The following is a 16,851-nucleotide window of genomic DNA, read 5'->3' on the forward strand; positions in this document are numbered from 1 at the left end:
CGGCCATACCGAGGCCGAGGATGAACGCGGCGCCTACCAAGCCGATGGTTCGAAGGACGGTTCTATCGGCCTCTGGTTCCGACCTGGAATCGCCTTGGAGTGGTGCTGGCGTCCGGGATGGTTCCGTAGGCGAGGCCGGACCGGTCGGCGGCTGCGCAGACGCGGACGAAGGACCCATTCGTCTGGTGGCGGTCGAACGTCGCGGCGGGGGTACAGCAGGAGTCTCTGCAGGTGATCGGGGCTCGAGGCGCGGAGTGCGTTGGTGTTCCGGCTCGTGGCGTGGTTTCTCGCGAGGAGACTTGGCCGGCATCGAGTCGCGTACCGCGTCGTCCCGGTCCGGGTCCTTGCCGGTCTTGAAGGCCTCGAGCATCTCCCGGCGCGCGCGGCGGCAGGCAGCAGGGCCGTTGACGTGTCCGCCGCCTACCGGGCCGAAGCGGTCGCAAGGTACGTCGCTGCGCAGGCCGGAGTGGGCTCCAGCCTGTGCACTCGCCGCCCCCACCGGCCCGGGGACACTGATCAGGAGCGCCGAGCTCGCGATGATGGACAGCCGAGGCGCCACCGACCGTGCACCTCGCCGCGCACTGCCGACCTTTCGGTGTGCGAGCCTGCATGCTGGCAGAGAGGCGCGGCCAGCAGCCAACGTGTCACGCACGAGGGCCTCCGTTGGATGCGGGAGGCTGGGGCTTCAGGGGTCGGCGCGGTCGCGGGTAGCGACGAGGCCATCGGATGGCCAGGACGAGGGCGATGGGCCATCCGATGACGGTGGCGCCGAACAGGACATTGAGCAGGACGATGTACGGCAGGTCATCTGCGCCGCGGGCGATCGCGATGAACGTCGGTAGGACGGCCAGCACCACGAAGGCTGCGACGAGGCCCAGCCCGAAGATCCAGTCCGACGGGATCTCGGTGATCATTTCGCTCTCCGTTCGGTGTCAGAGGTTCCGGCGGCGGTTCCGGTCGGGAGAGGGAGCTTCCGAGCGCCGCGCGGATGCCGATGGGAAGGGCTGGTTCGCGGTCATCGCCAGCGCCTGGTCGATCGGCAGCGGGAAGTCTTCGGCAGCCGGCCCGGTGTCGGTGGTTCGGTGATGTCGGCTCGGGCCCGCGGGTGCTGGAACGGCTCTGGCGATGATGTGCTCTGGCAGGTTGGTGGTGACCTCCAGGACGGTCCGTAGCTCTTGGGGTTCGGGCTCCCGTCCCTGGGCTTGCAGCCGGGTTCTGAGGTCGTCCGCTATCTGGCGCCCGCGCTGTTCCTGGCGGGCCTCCTCCCATTCACCGCGGTCGGGGCCGTGCACAGTGGCCGCCCATCTATCACCGGCGCCCTCGTGTAGTTCTTTCCGCGGCGCGGCCGGTTCGCCGGTCCGGATGTTCGGGTCCCGGTCGAAGTAGGGCGCAGCCTCGCGCATCGCGGCGAGCGGATCCTTGTTCTCGGCGCGGAAGCGGTCGTAGTGACTCATCGCGTGCGGGTGCAGTTCGCGTAGCCGTTCCTCGCACTTGCCGACGGCTGAAGCGGCCGAGGCGTTCTCGGCGGCGTACGGGACGGCTGCTCCCCATGCCTCGGCCACGTCGATCAGGTTCGCCTGGTGGAGCCATTTGCGGTCGTGGGCCAGCGACCACCGGGACCGAGCCTCGGCCAGGGCCGCCCGACGCGCGTGGATCTCGGCGGACTGTTCTGCGAGCTTTAACCGACTCCTGCGCCGGTCCCAAGCCTCTTTCGCGCCGACGGCCAAGGTGACGATCTGAACGATGCGCTGGCCGCTGTGGATGAGCCCCTCGTTGATCGGGTCGGGGTGTTGCTGTGTCATGGACTTCTCCATCGTGAGTGCGTCATCGGGAACGGGATCGGGATCGGCGCTGCTGTTCGCCCGTTCGGGCCGAGGTCGTACGAGTTGTTCGGTCGCGGTCGGTGAGCGGAGGTAAGGGGAAGTCCTCCGCAGCCGGGGTGGGGTCCGAGTCCGGACTGACGGCCGCTGCGACGGCGGCGGTGATCTCTGTGGTCTCCACCCGGGTGCGGGCGGCGACGCGGGCGACCTGCCGACCGATCTGGGCAGGCGGCAGATCGGCGATCAGGCGGGCGGCGGCGCGTACTGCGGCCAGCCGACTCTCGACGAACTCGAGCGTTCCCCCGAACCGCTCGACCGTCTCATCGATTACCAGGTCAACAAGGGGAACTACTGATTGTAGCGCTTCAACCACAGAGGGGCGTGCGGCTGAGGACATGAGGTCAGCGGGGTCCCGACCTTGAGGAAGCACGGCAACCTCGACCGGATGGGTGACGTGCTGGAGGGCGCGCCACGCGCGTAGCACGCCGACGCGTCCTGCGGGATCTCCGTCAAGCGCGAGGACGAGGCCATGAGCTTCGAGGCCGGTGGTGGTCGTGAGTGAGCGGAGTTGCGCGGCGGTGATCGCTGTGCCGCACGGCGCGACCGCGGCATAGGTCTGCGGCATGACGGTGTTGACCGCGATCGCATCGAGTGGCCCCTCGACGAGGAGCGGACGCGCCGCATCTGCGAGCCGTCCGCGTACCTCGTGCAGACCGAAGAGGTTCTCGCTCTTCTTGAACAGAGCGCTCTCCGGTGTGTTGAGGTACTTGGGCCCCTTGGCTCCGTCCTGGCGACGCCCGATGAATCCGACGACGGCGCCTTCTTGATCGCGGAGTGGGAACAGCACGCGATCCCGCAGCATGTCGAAGGGCTTCTCATCGCCCTTCTGCCGCACGAGACCGGCTTCGATGAGCGTCCGGTCGTCGTGGCCCAGCTTGCGCAGGTGGTTGAGGAGGCTTCTGTAGGTGCCGGGCGCGTGCCCGACCTCCCACTGCTCCTGAACCGCTGGGCTGAAGCCGCGGCTGGTCAGGTAGTCGGCTCCCCAGCTTCCTCGCAGGCTCCGCTGGTAGAAGCGGTGGGCGTCCGCCACTGCGGCCAGCAGCTTCTCTCGTGCCTGGTTCGTTGCCTTCTGGGGCGCAGGCAGGAATCCCTCGTGTGGCGTCTCGCTCGCTCCGGGCTCCGCCGCGGCCGACGGAGCCGCTGGCGTCTTCGATGGGGCTTCTCCCAGTCGCCGCAGGAGCTTCGCGCTCGTTCGGACGATGCGTTCTCCGACCGCCCGGACGGCGGCGTCGGGGGCAGCGCGCAGGTCGGCACCGGCCCACGACTCTGCGGGTGGGAAGCGCAGGTGGGAGACGGGCAGGCCCAGCTCGGTGAGCAGTAGGTAGGCGACCGAGTCGGCGATGACTCGCCGGGCGCCGTGGCAGCCCGACGGTTGCCCGTGGACCGCGTCCATCTGCTCGCCAGGTTGAAGGATGTGCGCGAGCTGGTGGGCGAGCAGGGAGGCCGCGGAGAGTTCGTCCAGTTCGGGAGCGAGGACGATCCGCTGGTCCGGGCGGCCGAGGTAGGTCCAGCGCTGCCTGCGGTCCACGAAGAGGCCGAGCCCCGTGGCGACGCGCGACAGCCGTTCGAATCCATCGGCGGACGTCGCCGTCGGCATGTCCACCGCGTTGCCTTCGGTCTGTTCGATGTCGAAGAGCGACCGAACCTTGCCGCGCGCGGAGATGACGCGGATTCCGGTCTCACCTCGGCGGACGTGTCGATCCGTCTTTCGCCACGCGTCGTACGAACGGACGTCGGTGGCCGTTCGCCTCTGCGCCGGGATCAGCAGCGTATTGGTGAACCCGTGCCGCCCATGTCGGCTCGCGTGGGTCAGCCACTCGTCCCATGGCGTTTTCCCGCTGGCGAGACGGGTCACGGCATGGGAGGCGATGCCTTCGAGGACGTTCACGCGCTGCTGCTGCTCGTCAACCCGATCGGCCTGCTCCTCCGGAGTCGGTATTGTCATGCCGAGCCCCGCTTGGCCGCCTCGTCACGGACGGCCGCGATCATCTCCACGAGTCGGTCGTTTGCGATCGTGATGCCGCGTTTACGCAGGTACAGGCCAAGGCGATCTCGCGTGAACCGGACACCCGTCCTCTGGGTTTCGCGATAAAGCTGCCGAGCGAGGTCCATCAGGTCATCGCCGTCAGGAGCGTCGTCCTCGCTCGTCTTTTCTTCATCGGACGGGCCGGTCACCAGCTCGTCGGGCAGCTGTCGCAGCGACAACCGCTCGGTCAGCGGCGCTTGCCACCGCCATGTCCACCGGCCGTACTGCTGCTTCAACTCCGAGACGGCAAGGAGGTGCCGGTACTCCAGTTCGAGCCCTTGCTGGTATCCGGTGATGTGCCAAAGGACCATGCGGCGCCAAAGCAGCAGGCTGGAGACCGGCGCGAGCATCCAGCGTGCCGGAGGTACTCGCTCCACTCGCCTGACGGACGACAGGCCGACCCAGCGCCGGATCAGGTGACGTACACCCTCGACCACGGTGATGAAGAGCATCGGCATCGCCGCGTTCATCACGCTGCCGGCCAGGTCACCGCCTGCGGCGGCGATGTTCACGAGTACCGTCCCGGCGATGTAGGCCCAGGCGACCCAGCGAAGGACCGGCCACGGCAGGTCGAGGTACTCCATCAGCAGATCCCACGCCAGCAGGATGAGGATCCCGACGTCCATGCCGACCGGCACGATCCACGCCAGCTCACCGAAGTGCGGCTCGGCCATCTCGCGAACCGTCGCGAACGATCCGACCCCGCCGAGTATCGCGAGTGCGACGGCCAGGGGAGCGACGACGGCGGCCACCGCCTTGACGACCGTGGCGCGCATGCCGTCCGACGGCGCTGCCTCCGCGACCTCGTCGTCCGGCTTCGGGGTCTGCGGTTCCGGAACCGGCGCCGGCGGCTGGTTCGAGGTCAACGCTGATGCCTCTCGACCATCCAGGCCAGGAGGCGAGCGATGTGCCGGACTTCTCCGGTCGTACCGAGCAACCGACCGTGAGCGGTCACGTAGACGTAGGTGTCCTCGGCTCCCGCGCACAGGACGGTTTCCGACCATCCTCCGCCTCGGATCTTCAGCTGCCAGTGCCCGTTCCGTGGCTTGCGGACCCGCACCTTCGTGCCGTTGCGCTTGAGCTCGTAGTGCAGGCGGAGCAGGCGAGCACGCCGTCGCTTCAACTCGACCTGCCTGGTGACTTTCTGCCTCATCAGCGATCCCCCGGTTACGTCGGCCGATGGACTCAGCGCCCGTCAACTAAAGTCGTTGAAGAGAAGATGCATCACGCGGCGGGAGTGGTCAACTAAAGTAGTTGGATCGGCGTGTCGAAACACTTTGACCCATGAGCGTCCGCTGGTCGGCTGCGGCCACAAGAGTCCGGCCGCGCCTGCGTACCGGTCACCGGCTCTGGTCGCGGTTTCGGGCTGCTTGCGGCGGTACGGCCCGCACGGAACTTCGAGCGATACCGGTGGTGGGTGCCCACCGGCGGGGGAAGTCGTCCATCGCGGGACGGCCTTGCGCGTACGTGAGATCCGGTTCGGCGAACCAGGCCGCTGGAGGTTCCCCAGTCGGCGTTCTCACTCGTTCGAGGTGGTGGGCGGCTCTCCGTGCAGCGTCCGCTTGAGGTTGCCGGTGCTGGAGTCGACGGACGTGGGCGATGGTGTCGAGCAAGGCGATCAGGCTTCCCACGAGCAGCAGCACCGCGATCGTCCCGGGGTCTTTGGAGCCCGCCAGCACCAGGATCCGGGCCGCGGTGCGCAGGGCGTTCCCGGCTGGGCTGGAGCGGGGGATGTGACCGTGAGGTGTCCGGGCGGCGCGGTCGTAGGCCTCGGCTGCCCGGCGAAGGTGCTGGTTCCCGGTGGCTTTGGCAGCGACGTGCAGGGTGTCGGAAGCTGCCCAGCAGGCGTCTTGCGCCGCGTACGGATTCGTCGCCATGTGCCTGCGGATCTGAGCCGTCGCGTGGGCGGCTGCGCGGGCAGCGTCCTCGTAGAACGCCTGCCGCTCCTCAAGGTTGAGATCGTCACCTGGCGCACGCTCCCGAGACGTGGAAGGCGAAGACGTCCAGCGCCGGCGTAGGCGGGGAAGGGTGAGATCGGCTGCGAGACGTCCCCCGGTGTGCCACAGGGGCTCCTCGTCGTCGGACTGAGTCGGCAACGCGACCGCATAGCCAGTGAGCTGACCAGGGTCGAGCTGGCTGAACCGCCGCTTGACCAGCACCCCTTCATCCTGAAGCCGCTCTAGGAAGCCGTCGACGGTTCGTGCTTCGTCCGCCGCGCGGCGGACGGCCGTCCGCAACACGGCACGGGCCGTCCGCGCCGACACGTTCCGTCCGGACAGCGGACCGAGCTCCGGCGAAGCACCCCGTTCTGGAGCCCATCGGTGCCGCAGTTTGGGGAGGGTGAGGTCGCTGGCCAGCTTCCCGCCGCCGTACCAGACGGGCCGTCCGGACGCGGCGAGGTCGTCGGCGAGCGCGACCGCGTACCCGGTCACCTCGCCGGCGGTGCGCGTGCTGTACCGCTTGCGAACCGCCACACCCTCTGTCTGCAGGGCGGCGAAGAACTCGTCCTCCGTCCGTGCCTCCGCCGCCGCGGTGAGGACGTGCCGCCGCAAGGTGCTGCGCACCGGTTCGGTTCGCCCCCGGCGAGCCGCTTTCTCGGTCTCCGCGCGCTTGGGTCGCCGCGCCGCCGTCCGGTCCGCCGGGGCCGTCCGCCGCAGGCCGTAGCGCTCCTCGACCGCGCGGCAGGCGTCCCGGATCCGGTAGCCATCGTTCCAGACGTCCGGACGTTCGCCGTCCGCGCGTGCCAGCGTGGCGACGATGTGAACGTGGTCGTCGGCATGGCGAACGGCGATCCACCGGACGGCGGCGGCATCGCCGTCCGGCGCCAGTCCGGTGCGGGTCATCACCTCGCGCGCGATCTCCGCCCACCGCTCGTCCGTCAGGACGGGGTCCTCCGGTGCGGCTCGCAGGGAGAGGTGCCACACAGGCTTGCTGTAGTTCCGGTCGCCCAAGAGGGCCAAGGGCTGGGTGAGCAGCGCGTCGAGCCTGCGGAAATCGCGGACGTCGGCGGCGTCCATGGCCGGTTCCAGCGCGGCCGGTGTCCGGAAGCCGGCGACGATGTGGGGGTTGTGGTGTTCTCCATGACGTCCGGGCCCGTACAGGTAGCGAATCAGGCCCTGGACCCGCTTGCCGCGCAGCACCTTCCCGATCAAGATCCGCCCTCACGGTCAGGGCAGCCGAAGCCGCACCTCCTCGGCCAGGTCGTCGAGCCTGCGGACGGCACGCGCGGCGGCCTCGGCGTACCACCGAAGCTGAGGTGGCGGTTCGCCGGAATGCATCGCCGCGACCGCCTGGTTGAGGTTCACTCCGATGCGCTGCGCCTGCCCCGCCGCGTGCATCACCGTCGCCAGCGTCTCCCGGAGCACGATGTGCTCGGGGCGCGCACTGCCACGGGCCGCCGCCAGCGTCGCCTGCGCCGCGAACGCGCCGACGGCGAGCCTCTCGATCTCCGCCGTCGCCGCGACGATCGCGTGCTCCTCGTCCGACAGCGAGAACCGCACCGACCGCTCCCGGCGTGGAGTGCGGTGCGATCGCCGGTTCCGCTGCATCCCCCGCGCCGTCCGCGCCGCCGCCGGGCTCCGTCCGTCCTCGCCGACCATTGGCCACACCCCCTGGGATCGCGCTCGATCCCCGCCGCCGTCCGGACCGCGCCCGGTCCGGACCCCCATATGTGCACGATTTCCATTTCTTGCCCCGCGGCGGCGAAGCCCGGCGGGGCAAGGCCAAGGCCCGCCGGGCTTCGCCGCAGACGGCGACCGGGTGCGGTCAGGCGCCTCGTGCGCCCGACCGCGTGTACCGATCGACGGAGCTGGGATCTACGGCGCGGGTCGCGGGGGACGCGGTGTCGAGGGACGCGGCGCCGACGATCGTTCTGGCTGGCTCCCCTCCGCGAGGACCTCGCCGATGGGTGCGGGGAAATCTCGCTCGGCCGGATCAAGATCCCGCGTAGCCCCACCCAGATGGTCGGCCACGGTCGTGTCGGCTTCTTCCGCCTTCTCCGGCGACTGCACTTCGTTATCCACAGTGCTGTGGATAGGAGCGAGTGCCCCCTGCGCCCGACGGAACGCCTCACCGACTTCCGTCGCGTGCTCGCTCGCCCGCGCCAGTGCATCGTGCGCCCGAACGGCAGCCGGGACGAGCTCGCCGTGATCGTGCCCGAGCCTTCCCGCCGAGAGTTCCCGGTCGAGGAACATGTCGAGTTGCTCGGCGGTCTGCGCCAGGCTGAACGATGACTGAGCCAGGTTCCCCAGAACCGTGTACGCCGTCGCAGGCCGCGTCAGGCCCGGCCCTTCCTGGACGCAGCGATTGAGTTCACGGACACGGCTGTACAGCTCGCCGGCGAGCCGCTCGGTGTCGTCGTCGGTGCGGGTGTCGTGTTCGTCCATGCGAGGTGCCCTCCGGCATCAACGTGAGTCGGACCATCCAGGGACTCCTCTCTTGGGAAGTGCGACGGCGGAACCCGCCGTCGTCCGCACCACAGACTGCCCTACTCTCTTCCCGGTAGCAACATTAATCTTCGGCGTGGCGCATCATCGTTCTAAGTTGCCCACTCGGACGAGCGGCTGCACGTGGCGATCGCAGCTCGTGCCGGCGAAGTTGTTGGCGGGGGCGCTGGCTGACGCGTGCAATGCGACATTCGCGGGGTCGCGGTTCCGCTGGTATGACATGACGTGACGCGCGCGACGATCCCGGCGGAAGGCGAACCCGAAGCCGATGTCGAACTCCGCGTGCACCCGCGCATCGGCCAGAGCGCTGTCGCTTCTCGACTACGAAGTCACTGCAGTACGTCCCAGAGTGGAGGGAGGTCAGGCTCCGGACCTCCCTCCGTCCAAGGACGGGGCTTAGAAGTGGCACGTCCGGCACTGTGGTCGAGGGCCGAGCGCTTGGGCCGTCCCGGCCGCGCACGGGTGTCGCATCGCCCAGCCGCCTGACCAGCATCTCGGGTGACGAGGTGTCCGTCGGCGATTGTGCTTCAGCTCCAGCCGCCGTCCTGCGTGCCGATGCTGCTCATGATCAGGCAGACGAGTGCGAACAACCCCAACGGGATCAGCATCACCACGCCCAGCGAACCGATGATGTAGAGCGAGCGGTAGTCACACCGCCAGCGGGTCCGTCGGACGTGGGCGCACCACAGAGCGACGGCGCCGGACACGCTCGCGAGCAGAGCGGGCGCCCAGTACAGGGGTTCCAGATCCGTGCCCGTGACGTGCTCGGGGCCTACATTCCACAGGATCAACGCGAGGACCGGGGAAGGTGCCAGCACGAGGACGCCGTAGACGATCGCTTCGACGGAATTGATGGTGACCCGGTGCATGCCCTCAGCAGACCAGCCGACCGGACTGCTGCGGATCCGCAGGAGTACTCACGTTCCGCGGCGCGGCTACTCATCGACCGTGGCGACTTTAGAGGTGAATCTGCACTTCTTTCGGGGGCTGCTTGGCGACGGTCTGCTTGTCGGGTGCGGCGCGGAGGGCTACGAGCGTTACGGCTGCGGCGGCGACGGTGAGGAGGCCGGCGCCCAGGGCGGCGCTCTGCGGGCCGATGCTCTTGACCAGGGGGCCGGCTACCAGGAGGGTGAGCGGCATCAGCGCGTATCCGGCGATCATGTTCCAGCTGTTGACGCGCGCGAGCACGTCGGGTGCGAAGGTGTTCTGCAGGGCGGTGGTCCAGAGGACGTAGAACACCGCTTGGCAGGCTCCCGGGATGAGAGCGGCTGCGGCGAGGAGTGGCCAGGGGATTCCGGTCGCCAGCAGGAACATCGGGATGGCCCCGGCCGCCGGGAGCAGTGCGGCGGCCAGGACGAGGCGTGCGGGCTTCCATCGGGCTCCGATGAAGGCTCCGATGAGGGCGCCGACGGCGTCGGTCGCCGTGATGATGCCCCAGGCTCGGGCGCCGCCGTTGCCGTCGTCCATGTAGATCGGTCCGGCGATATCGGTGAAGCAGACCATCGCCATGATGACGGCGGTGTACTGCAGGGTGAGGATCCAGACCCAGCGGTGTGCGGTGAACTCGCGCCATCCGGTGCGCAGGTCGCGCAGGACGCGCGTCCGATCGTTCTGCCAGCGAGTGGTGTCGAGTCGGCTGAGGAGCACTGCGCTGACCGCGCACAGGGCGCCGCGCGTGGAGGCGGCCCATCCTGGTCCGAGGATCGAGACGACGAACCCGGACGCCGCGAGCCCGGTCAGCAGTCCAATGGACCTGGTCTGGCTGATCAGCGCGTTGCCCGCCGATCGTCCCGTCCTGGACAGCAGGTCGGCGATGATGCCGCGGATGGTCGGCAGGAACATCGCGGTGGCCACGCCGGACGAGAGGGCGAGTGCGCAGAGCAGCTGCAGCGGGGCCTCTCCGGCGAGGAAGCAGGCTCCGAGGCCGAGCCATGCCAGGCACGTGATGATCTCGGCCGTCATCAGGACGTGGTGACGGCGGAAGCGGTCGCCCGCGAGCCCGCCGAAGAGCAGCAGCAGCGCGGGTGCGGAGTTGCAGGCCAGGACGATCGACAGGCCGCCCGGCCCGTATCCCAGGTCCATGACGCCCCATGCGAGGGCGAGTTGCCCGAAGCCGACGCCGACGCTCGACAGAAGGCGCGCGAAGAACAGCGGCGCGACGGACGGCTCGGTGAGCAGAGCCAGTGGCGATAGGGCCTTGGGCACGTCTTGCTGCCTCACACTCGTTGCCTGCTGGTTGGATGCGGTGATCGCGGTTATCGGCTCGTCAGGAGGTGCCGGATCAGGAAGTCGGCGATCTCTTCGTGCGCCTGGACTTCGTTCGCGCGATTGGTGAATCCGTGGCCCTCGTCGGCGTAGACGTTGTAGAGGACGTCCACGCCGCGGCTGCGCAGACGGTGGACGAGTTGGTCGGACTCGGCCTGCGGAACGCGGGGATCCCGGGCTCCCTGGAGGATGAGCAGGGGCGCGGTGATGTTGTCGGCATAGGTCACCGGGGAGCGGTCGGTCAGGTGCTGAGCGTCCGTTTCCGGGTTGCCGAGGACGACATCGACGAAGTGTCTCCACGTGGGTGGGCATGCTTGCGCGAGGGTGAGCAGATTGGTGGGGCCGCATATCGACACTCCGGCCGCCCAGGTGAAGGGCAGGCGGGCGAGGCAGGAAAGCGCCGCGAAGCCGCCGTAGGAACCACCCATGACGGCGACGCGGTCAGCGTCCAGGTCGGGGGCGTCCTGCAGGTAGCGGGTGGCGTGGTCGAGGTCGTCCAGGTCGATGCCGCCCCAGTCGCGGTAGATGAGGCGCTGGTGAGAGCGGCCGTACCCGGTCGAGCCGGCGATGTTCGGGGCGAAGACGGCGACGCCCCTGTCGAGGAGGTACTGGTAAAGCCCCCGGCGCGCGTACCTCGGGCGCTCCTGCGCCTCGGGGCCGCCGTGGATGGACAGCACGACGGGGTGCGGGCCGGGCTGGTTGGGGCGGTAGAGCAGCGCGTGCACCCGGCGTCCTGCCGAGGCCGGGTAGACCACCGATTCTGGTTCCACGGCAGTGATCGTCTTGATTGCCGGGGGGCGTGTATCGGTGAGGTAGCGCGGCCCGTCCTCGGGGGCCAGGACGACGATCTCGGTGGGCCGCGTCGCGGAGTCGAGGAGTACGGCGACGGGGGACGCGCCGGGTGCGAGTGCCCCGGCGGTGATGACACCGGAGGGAAGGGGCGGAATTGGCAAGGGCTCGCCGTCGTGGCGGGCATGCAGGATGGAGCGTCCGTCCTGGTTGACCGACCACAGAAGGGTGTCACCGGCGGCGTCGATGTGCTCGACATCCCAATCGTGCTGGACGACCGGCTCCAGGGTTCCTTCGTCGATGAGATAGCGGCCGACTGCCTTGAACTCGCCCCACCGGTCGGTGATCAGGTGAAAGCCGGACGAGTCGGCCATCCACGGCCCCGGTTCGTACAGCCCCTCACCGTGCCTGCTGGTGACGCAGAACGGCTCGGCTTTGCTCTGCAGGTCGATGAGGTAGAGGGCGACGTCGCTGTTGGAACGGAAGCCCGCGGTGAGCAGCCACCGTCCGTCCGGTGATATTTCCGCCGGTTCGAAGACCACCCCGGGAGGTGGGATGAAGCGGCGTTCGCTGTCGTCGTCCAGGTCACGGACCAAGACGTCCTGGACGGCCCGGTCACGATCGTTGGCGGCGTAAGCCAGGAAACGCCCGCTGGCGTCGAAGGGCGAGGACGCCAACACCCGCTGGCAGTGCGGCCCGGTACTGATGTCGATAGGTTGCTCGTCGTCTACCCCGACGCGGTACAGGCGGTACTGCTCGTCGCCTTCCCGGTCGGCCGTAAAGACCAGGTATTTGCCGTCCGGCGACCATGCGACGTTACGCACCGCCTGCCCCGCGAGGTCGGTCAGCCGACGAGACTCACCACCTGTTGCCGGGACGATCCACAGGTCGTACTGTCCGCTCGTATTACCGGAGTAGGCGACCAACGTCGCATCCGGAGAGAGCGCGAGGGTCGGCTGGAAGCTCTGTCGCGGAACGAAATCCTTGTATCCGGGCATGCGAACCTTCCCGTGCTCATTTGACCCAGCCGCGGCGAACCGCAGCGGCACCGGCGGCGAAAGGCAGATCGACGCCGAGCATGTTCCGGATGGCCGTCGAGTGACGCCGGATCGTGGGAACGCTCACTCCGGCACGCTTGGCCATCTGTTCGACCGTCACGTCTTCCACCATCATGTTCAGGACGTATTTCTGCATGTCAGAGAGTGGACTGGCGGCACCGAATGGGACCGCTCGCTCCCACAGGAACTCGAAGTACTCGCGCAGGGCGCCGATGATGACGGGCGAACGGATCAGCAGAGCGCCCGTCATGCCGGTCGGGGTCAGCGGGAGCAGTGCGATCGACTCGTCGGCGATCTTCATCTTCATGCCGAGCCGGGGCAGCAACCGGGCCTCTTCCCCTGCTTCCACCGCGATCTCGATGGTCTTGAGCCCAACCGGATGCTCAGCGCACGCGGACTCGTAGATCGCCCGACACCTCACATGGCCGTCGAAGGACGGCGGGGGCGGAACAGCGGTCAGCTCGTCCATCGGCCGTTCCACCGACTGGTTGTCCAGCGTCAACCACTCGAAACTGGCAGAGCTGATCAAGCCGCGCGCGACCCGGCTGATCTGGTCGCGGTCGACGATGACCTGCACCAGCCCGTCGGCCGAGCCGTCCATCGAGGAAGGCCACAGATGCATCGTGGACATGCGCCGCTGGCCCGTCAGCAGGCGATCCTGATCGGCCACCATCCGGCGCGACAACTCGACCAGCAGCCCCTGCAGAGCCAGATCGGGGCGGGTGGGTACCAGCTGCGCCGGAGTCCCAGGGCCCGAAGAGCGGACAAGCGCCGACCCGGCACCTATCAATGCCTCGACTTGTTCGGGGCCATCCAGTAGATTCGCAGCTTCCTCCCGCAGGCATCCGTCGATTCGCAGCAGCCGGGTATAGAGGGCAAGCAACTCGTCAGAAACCATGTCTGTCAGGAGCTGCTTCGCCGTCTGCTCGGCCTCTGTGTGCACACGCCACCTCCTTTGACACAGAGAGTAGCCATAGGGAGTCAGTGTGTGACAAGAACCAACGGTGAGTATTTGTACTCACTGAGTAGAAGTGATCAGCCGCTCCGCAGAGTCACGGGACGCCACACCTGCATCGTCCGATCCGCCCCTCCGGTCGGCGAGGTCGCATCGCAACGTTGATCACTTCTTCTCTTGCGGAGTTTCGATCATGGGCTTGACCTGCAGACTTGCGCTTCCATCGTTCCGCGCAACCAACCCCGACCTGGAGGTCAAGACATGAACGTCCTCACCCGCATCTGCACCTGCGCCAAGCAGCCGACGACGAAGCAGTGCTCGGTCTCCACCGCCACTGCCACGCGTCCGCACACCCGCGACCGCATCTGCTCCCTGTTCCGGCAGCGCATCACCAGCCGTCTACGAACGGCCTCCCCGCCCAGCGCCGACACCGAGCCGTTGGCTCTCGCCTTCGGGCACCCCCACGGAGCCGGCTTCATCGGCGCCGGCGCCGACGGACTCCTGCGCGCCGCCCTGACCGAAGCGCTGACCAGCAAGCTCGGCGTCTCGTGGGTCATCGCCACCGAGCGCGACCTGAGGTCTCTCTTCGACGACGCCTTCAACGACGCACTCGCCGATCAACTGGTCCCGCGGCTCCACGTGGCCGAGACCCTCGAGGACATCGTCGAGAGGCTGGAGTTCGAGGCCGACGTCATTCGAGCGCTCAGCGTCAACGACCGTCCGGCACTCACCGCCTCGACGGTGCTGTGGTTCACGGCGCCTGGGCCGGACGGCGACGTCGTGCACGAGGCCATGCAGAGCTGGCCCGGCACGGGTCTCGTCCCACTCATCGCGGGTCCGTGGCCGTACGGCCCGACCTACCTCGTCGACTCCGACGGGCCCCGACCGCTCCCGCGCCGTCCGATCAACCTGCTCACGGCGCAGCAGGCGACCACCAAGCTCCAGGCCACCATGGCAGCCTGAGGTACACGAACCGTGTGGGCCCGGAGCACACGCTCCGGGCCCACACGTATCAGGTGAACGCGATCGCCGCTCCGGTGGCCAGCGAATGCTTCGCTGCGCCGATGAGCTGCAGGCACGTGAACGACTCGACCCCGTAACGCCGCCAGCGCTCAGCCGACCGCCGCTCGCCCCGAAGCACCTCGTCGACCTCCTCGGAATCCGGATCCAGATCTTCGGGCAACTCCAGGGCGGCGGCGATCCGGCGCACCTCGTCCAGCAACCGCACGGACGACCCCAGCCAGCCGCCCGTAAGCCGCTCATCGACGATCAGCGCGTCGAACGGCACCGGCACGTAGTACCCCTCGCAGTCCGAATGGTGGACAAGATGGTCGAACGGGCCACCGTCAGGCATCCGGGCATACGCCTTCTTGAGAAGCCGGTCTTTCGCCGCCCTCGAGAAGTCCTCCAGCGGCTCGGGCAACCGCCCACGTCGCGCCAGATGGACGGCGAGGCGCCGTACGGTGTGCAATCCCGAATACCCCATGCCGTACGCCTGGACGTCCTGCGCCGTGAGCCTCGGCTCGTCCCAGCTCCCTGCCCCCGCCTCCACGAGCAACTCCCCGATCAAGGCGAACTCCGCGCGTACCGTATCGGCGTACTCGACGTCGCCCTGAGCTTCCATATCGGCCAGCAGGCCGACGACCATGCCCAACCCCATGCCGCGATCATGCCGCCCCAGTACGACAAGACGTGGATCACCACATCGCGATCAAACCCCCGGCGCCTCCCGGACAGCTGGATCGCGACCTGCCCGTCGGCGCGAACCGTGCCGTGCTCGCGTCCATCGAAGCGGGGGCCCCATCAGAGGCTGGGAGCGGGCGAGGGCGATGCGCATAGATTCGCGGCGAGAAGCCCAGATCGCCGTGGCGATCACTGACGACGATCGTCCTCGGACAGGAACTGGGCCGCTCAGGCACCGTCGCCGAGCTCAGCTGGCCCCCCGACGACCTGGAGTGCGCCCCCGCCACCACCGGCCTCCAGACCGCATGGACACCCACCGGGACCTTGCGCGCGGTGCAGACGGTCGCGGACGCTGGCTACATGGATCGTCGTAGCTTCTTGATGTTGATGGGCGCCTCGATCACCTCGCCGACGCACGAGTGGCTCATCGCCCATCCCGTCACCAAGCTCGCCCAGGAAACAGGAACCGCCGTTCCCGCACTGGTCGTCGACGATCTGGACGCCATCACCGCGCGGTTGCGCCACATGGACGACCAGCTCGGCGGTGGTCCGCTCCTTCAGCTCGTCCACGGACACCTGCGGTACGTCACCACGCTGCTGCACCACGGCCGCTACGACGACACCATCGGCTGGCGCCTCCACGCCACCGCAGCAGAGCTCCTCCGCCTGGCGGGCTTCGTCGCCTTCGACGACGGCCAGCACGGACTCGCGCAACGCTACTGGGTGGCCGGCCTGCACGCCGCGCACACCGCGGGCGACCGCGCACTGGGCGCGAACATCATCGGGTTCATGTCCTGTCAGGCCAAGGATCTCGACGGCGGCCGCGAGGCGGTCCTGCTCGCCCAAACCGCCCGCACCGGCCACCCGGGGGCCAGCAACCGGGTCACCGCCATCCTGGAGCTGCGCGCCGCCGAAGCCCACGCAGGCGACCAGACCGCCACCACCGCCCGCCGCGCGACCGACATCCGGCGCTCCGTCGACGCCGCCTTCGACGCCCTCTCCACCGACTCCCTCACCGGAGACCCCGGCTGGAGCTACTGGATGACCGCCACCCACGCACACGGCCAAGCCGGCTACTGCCACCTGCGCAACCGCGACTACCAGCGGGCGCGCCACCACCTACGGCAAGCCCTCCACCACGACGGTTCCTCACGCGAAGGCGCACTACGGCAGATCCTGCTCGCCACCACCTACGTCCAGCAGCCCCAACCCGACCTGGAACCAGCCCTGACCAACGCGCACCGCGCCCTGGACACCCTCTCCGGCCAAGTCGACTCCGCCCGCTGCCGCGGACACCTGTCCCGCTTCGCCGAACACCTCCACCCCTACCGCCGCAACCACGCAGCCCGCGAGTTCCTCGACCGCATCGAAAGCACGAGCCCGCAACCCCGCTGACTTTGCATGCTGCCCCCAGTCCTGGCACCACGTAGAACGGGTCGGAATTCCTTCGGCAGGCTCGGGCCAGCCGTGGCGTTCTCCCCCACACACACGAGCGAGGCAGTTCCTTGCCCTGTGGGGCCGTGCGCGCATCGACAGTGCCGGTATCGCCACCAACTGCACGACGTAACGCGATCGACCTGGTGAGGCAGCGCCTCTGAGCCTGGTCGGCGGCCGAACGCGCCGCGCGCGAACACGGTCCGCCTCCTCAGCGAGGTGATGGTGGCCGCAGACCAAGCTTCGCCTCGATCCCGGCCGCTCGCCCTGCCGCCCTCACCGGCTACGTCACCTGGTGACAGACGATTGCCCGGCT

General features: G+C 68.6%; 15 protein-coding genes. 2 read left to right on the top strand and 13 right to left on the bottom strand.

Annotation, left to right across the window (positions count from 1 at the left end):
- Nucleotides 1–644: 644 nt before the first annotated feature.
- The 12 genes from F7P10_RS18995 to F7P10_RS19045 form a co-directional block, all read right to left on the bottom strand.
- Complete coding sequence (locus F7P10_RS18995) at nt 645–914, bottom strand: superinfection immunity protein (RefSeq protein ID WP_151010618.1); 270 nt, start codon at nt 912–914, stop codon at nt 645–647.
- Between the two features lie 18 nt (nt 915–932).
- Nucleotides 933–1,802 (bottom strand): hypothetical protein, encoded by an 870-nt coding sequence (locus F7P10_RS19000; protein ID WP_151010620.1) that lies wholly within the window; start codon nt 1,800–1,802, stop codon nt 933–935.
- Nucleotides 1,803–1,824: 22 nt separating this feature from the next.
- Entirely contained in the window at nt 1,825–3,825 is a 2,001-nt protein-coding gene (locus tag F7P10_RS19005; RefSeq protein ID WP_151010622.1) for a toprim domain-containing protein, read from the bottom strand.
- Nucleotides 3,822–4,772 (bottom strand): DUF2637 domain-containing protein, encoded by a 951-nt coding sequence (locus F7P10_RS19010; RefSeq protein WP_176611549.1) that lies wholly within the window; start codon nt 4,770–4,772, stop codon nt 3,822–3,824. Before F7P10_RS19010 ends, F7P10_RS19005 begins: the two co-directional genes overlap by 4 nt.
- Nucleotides 4,769–5,059 (bottom strand): hypothetical protein, encoded by a 291-nt coding sequence (locus F7P10_RS42455; protein WP_176611550.1) that lies wholly within the window; start codon nt 5,057–5,059, stop codon nt 4,769–4,771. The genes F7P10_RS19010 and F7P10_RS42455 overlap by 4 nt, the downstream gene beginning before the upstream one ends.
- 187 nt (nt 5,060–5,246) lie before the next feature.
- A complete protein-coding gene (locus F7P10_RS19015; protein ID WP_151010626.1) occupies nt 5,247–7,046 on the bottom strand; it encodes a relaxase/mobilization nuclease domain-containing protein in 1,800 nt (599 codons plus the stop codon).
- Between the two features lie 27 nt (nt 7,047–7,073).
- Nucleotides 7,074–7,505: a hypothetical protein gene (locus F7P10_RS19020; RefSeq protein ID WP_151010628.1), complete on the bottom strand. Its 432-nt coding sequence runs from the start codon at nt 7,503–7,505 to the stop codon at nt 7,074–7,076.
- A gap of 216 nt (nt 7,506–7,721) precedes the next feature.
- The gene (locus F7P10_RS19025) at nt 7,722–8,291 is read right to left on the bottom strand and encodes a hypothetical protein (RefSeq protein ID WP_151010630.1); all 570 of its coding nucleotides are present in this window, start codon (nt 8,289–8,291) and stop codon (nt 7,722–7,724) included.
- Between the two features lie 587 nt (nt 8,292–8,878).
- The gene (locus F7P10_RS19030) at nt 8,879–9,220 is read right to left on the bottom strand and encodes a hypothetical protein (RefSeq protein ID WP_151010632.1); all 342 of its coding nucleotides are present in this window, start codon (nt 9,218–9,220) and stop codon (nt 8,879–8,881) included.
- Between the two features lie 88 nt (nt 9,221–9,308).
- Complete coding sequence (locus F7P10_RS19035) at nt 9,309–10,556, bottom strand: MFS transporter (protein ID WP_176611551.1); 1,248 nt, start codon at nt 10,554–10,556, stop codon at nt 9,309–9,311.
- A gap of 50 nt (nt 10,557–10,606) precedes the next feature.
- Nucleotides 10,607–12,403 (bottom strand): S9 family peptidase, encoded by a 1,797-nt coding sequence (locus F7P10_RS19040; RefSeq protein ID WP_151010636.1) that lies wholly within the window; start codon nt 12,401–12,403, stop codon nt 10,607–10,609.
- Nucleotides 12,404–12,419: 16 nt separating this feature from the next.
- Nucleotides 12,420–13,406 (bottom strand): hypothetical protein, encoded by a 987-nt coding sequence (locus F7P10_RS19045; protein WP_151010638.1) that lies wholly within the window; start codon nt 13,404–13,406, stop codon nt 12,420–12,422.
- A gap of 273 nt (nt 13,407–13,679) precedes the next feature.
- Between F7P10_RS19045 and F7P10_RS19050 the strand changes: the two genes are divergently transcribed.
- Nucleotides 13,680–14,381, top strand: a complete 702-nt coding sequence (locus F7P10_RS19050; RefSeq protein ID WP_151010640.1) for a hypothetical protein — start codon at nt 13,680–13,682, stop codon at nt 14,379–14,381.
- A 49-nt stretch (nt 14,382–14,430) separates the two neighbouring features.
- Here F7P10_RS19050 and F7P10_RS19055 read toward each other — a convergent pair whose 3' ends face one another.
- Nucleotides 14,431–15,078 carry a hypothetical protein gene (locus tag F7P10_RS19055; RefSeq protein ID WP_151010642.1) on the bottom strand — a complete coding sequence of 216 codons (648 nt, stop codon included), beginning with the start codon at nt 15,076–15,078 and terminating at the stop codon, nt 14,431–14,433.
- A gap of 356 nt (nt 15,079–15,434) precedes the next feature.
- Here F7P10_RS19055 and F7P10_RS19060 point away from each other — a divergent pair, with 356 nt between their 5' ends.
- On the top strand, nt 15,435–16,496 hold the full coding sequence (locus F7P10_RS19060; protein WP_151010645.1) for a hypothetical protein: 1,062 nt from the start codon (nt 15,435–15,437) through the stop codon (nt 16,494–16,496).
- Nucleotides 16,497–16,851 lie beyond the last annotated feature (355 nt).

The organism is Actinomadura sp. WMMB 499, from assembly GCF_008824145.1.
Taxonomy (GTDB): domain Bacteria; phylum Actinomycetota; class Actinomycetes; order Streptosporangiales; family Streptosporangiaceae; genus Spirillospora.

What these genes read in the sequence shown, in the direction of transcription:
- F7P10_RS18995 (WP_151010618.1), bottom strand. Translation starts at nt 914, where the DNA reads ATGATCACCGAGATCCCGTCGGACTGGATCTTCGGGCTGGGCCTCGTC.
- F7P10_RS19000 (WP_151010620.1), bottom strand. Translation starts at nt 1,802, where the DNA reads ATGACACAGCAACACCCCGACCCGATCAACGAGGGGCTCATCCACAGC.
- F7P10_RS19005 (WP_151010622.1), bottom strand. Translation starts at nt 3,825, where the DNA reads ATGACAATACCGACTCCGGAGGAGCAGGCCGATCGGGTTGACGAGCAG.
- F7P10_RS42455 (WP_176611550.1), bottom strand. Translation starts at nt 5,059, where the DNA reads ATGAGGCAGAAAGTCACCAGGCAGGTCGAGTTGAAGCGACGGCGTGCT.
- F7P10_RS19020 (WP_151010628.1), bottom strand. Translation starts at nt 7,505, where the DNA reads ATGGTCGGCGAGGACGGACGGAGCCCGGCGGCGGCGCGGACGGCGCGG.
- F7P10_RS19025 (WP_151010630.1), bottom strand. Translation starts at nt 8,291, where the DNA reads ATGGACGAACACGACACCCGCACCGACGACGACACCGAGCGGCTCGCC.
- F7P10_RS19030 (WP_151010632.1), bottom strand. Translation starts at nt 9,220, where the DNA reads ATGCACCGGGTCACCATCAATTCCGTCGAAGCGATCGTCTACGGCGTC.
- F7P10_RS19040 (WP_151010636.1), bottom strand. Translation starts at nt 12,403, where the DNA reads ATGCCCGGATACAAGGATTTCGTTCCGCGACAGAGCTTCCAGCCGACC.
- F7P10_RS19050 (WP_151010640.1), top strand. Translation starts at nt 13,680, where the DNA reads ATGAACGTCCTCACCCGCATCTGCACCTGCGCCAAGCAGCCGACGACG.
- F7P10_RS19055 (WP_151010642.1), bottom strand. Translation starts at nt 15,078, where the DNA reads ATGGGGTTGGGCATGGTCGTCGGCCTGCTGGCCGATATGGAAGCTCAG.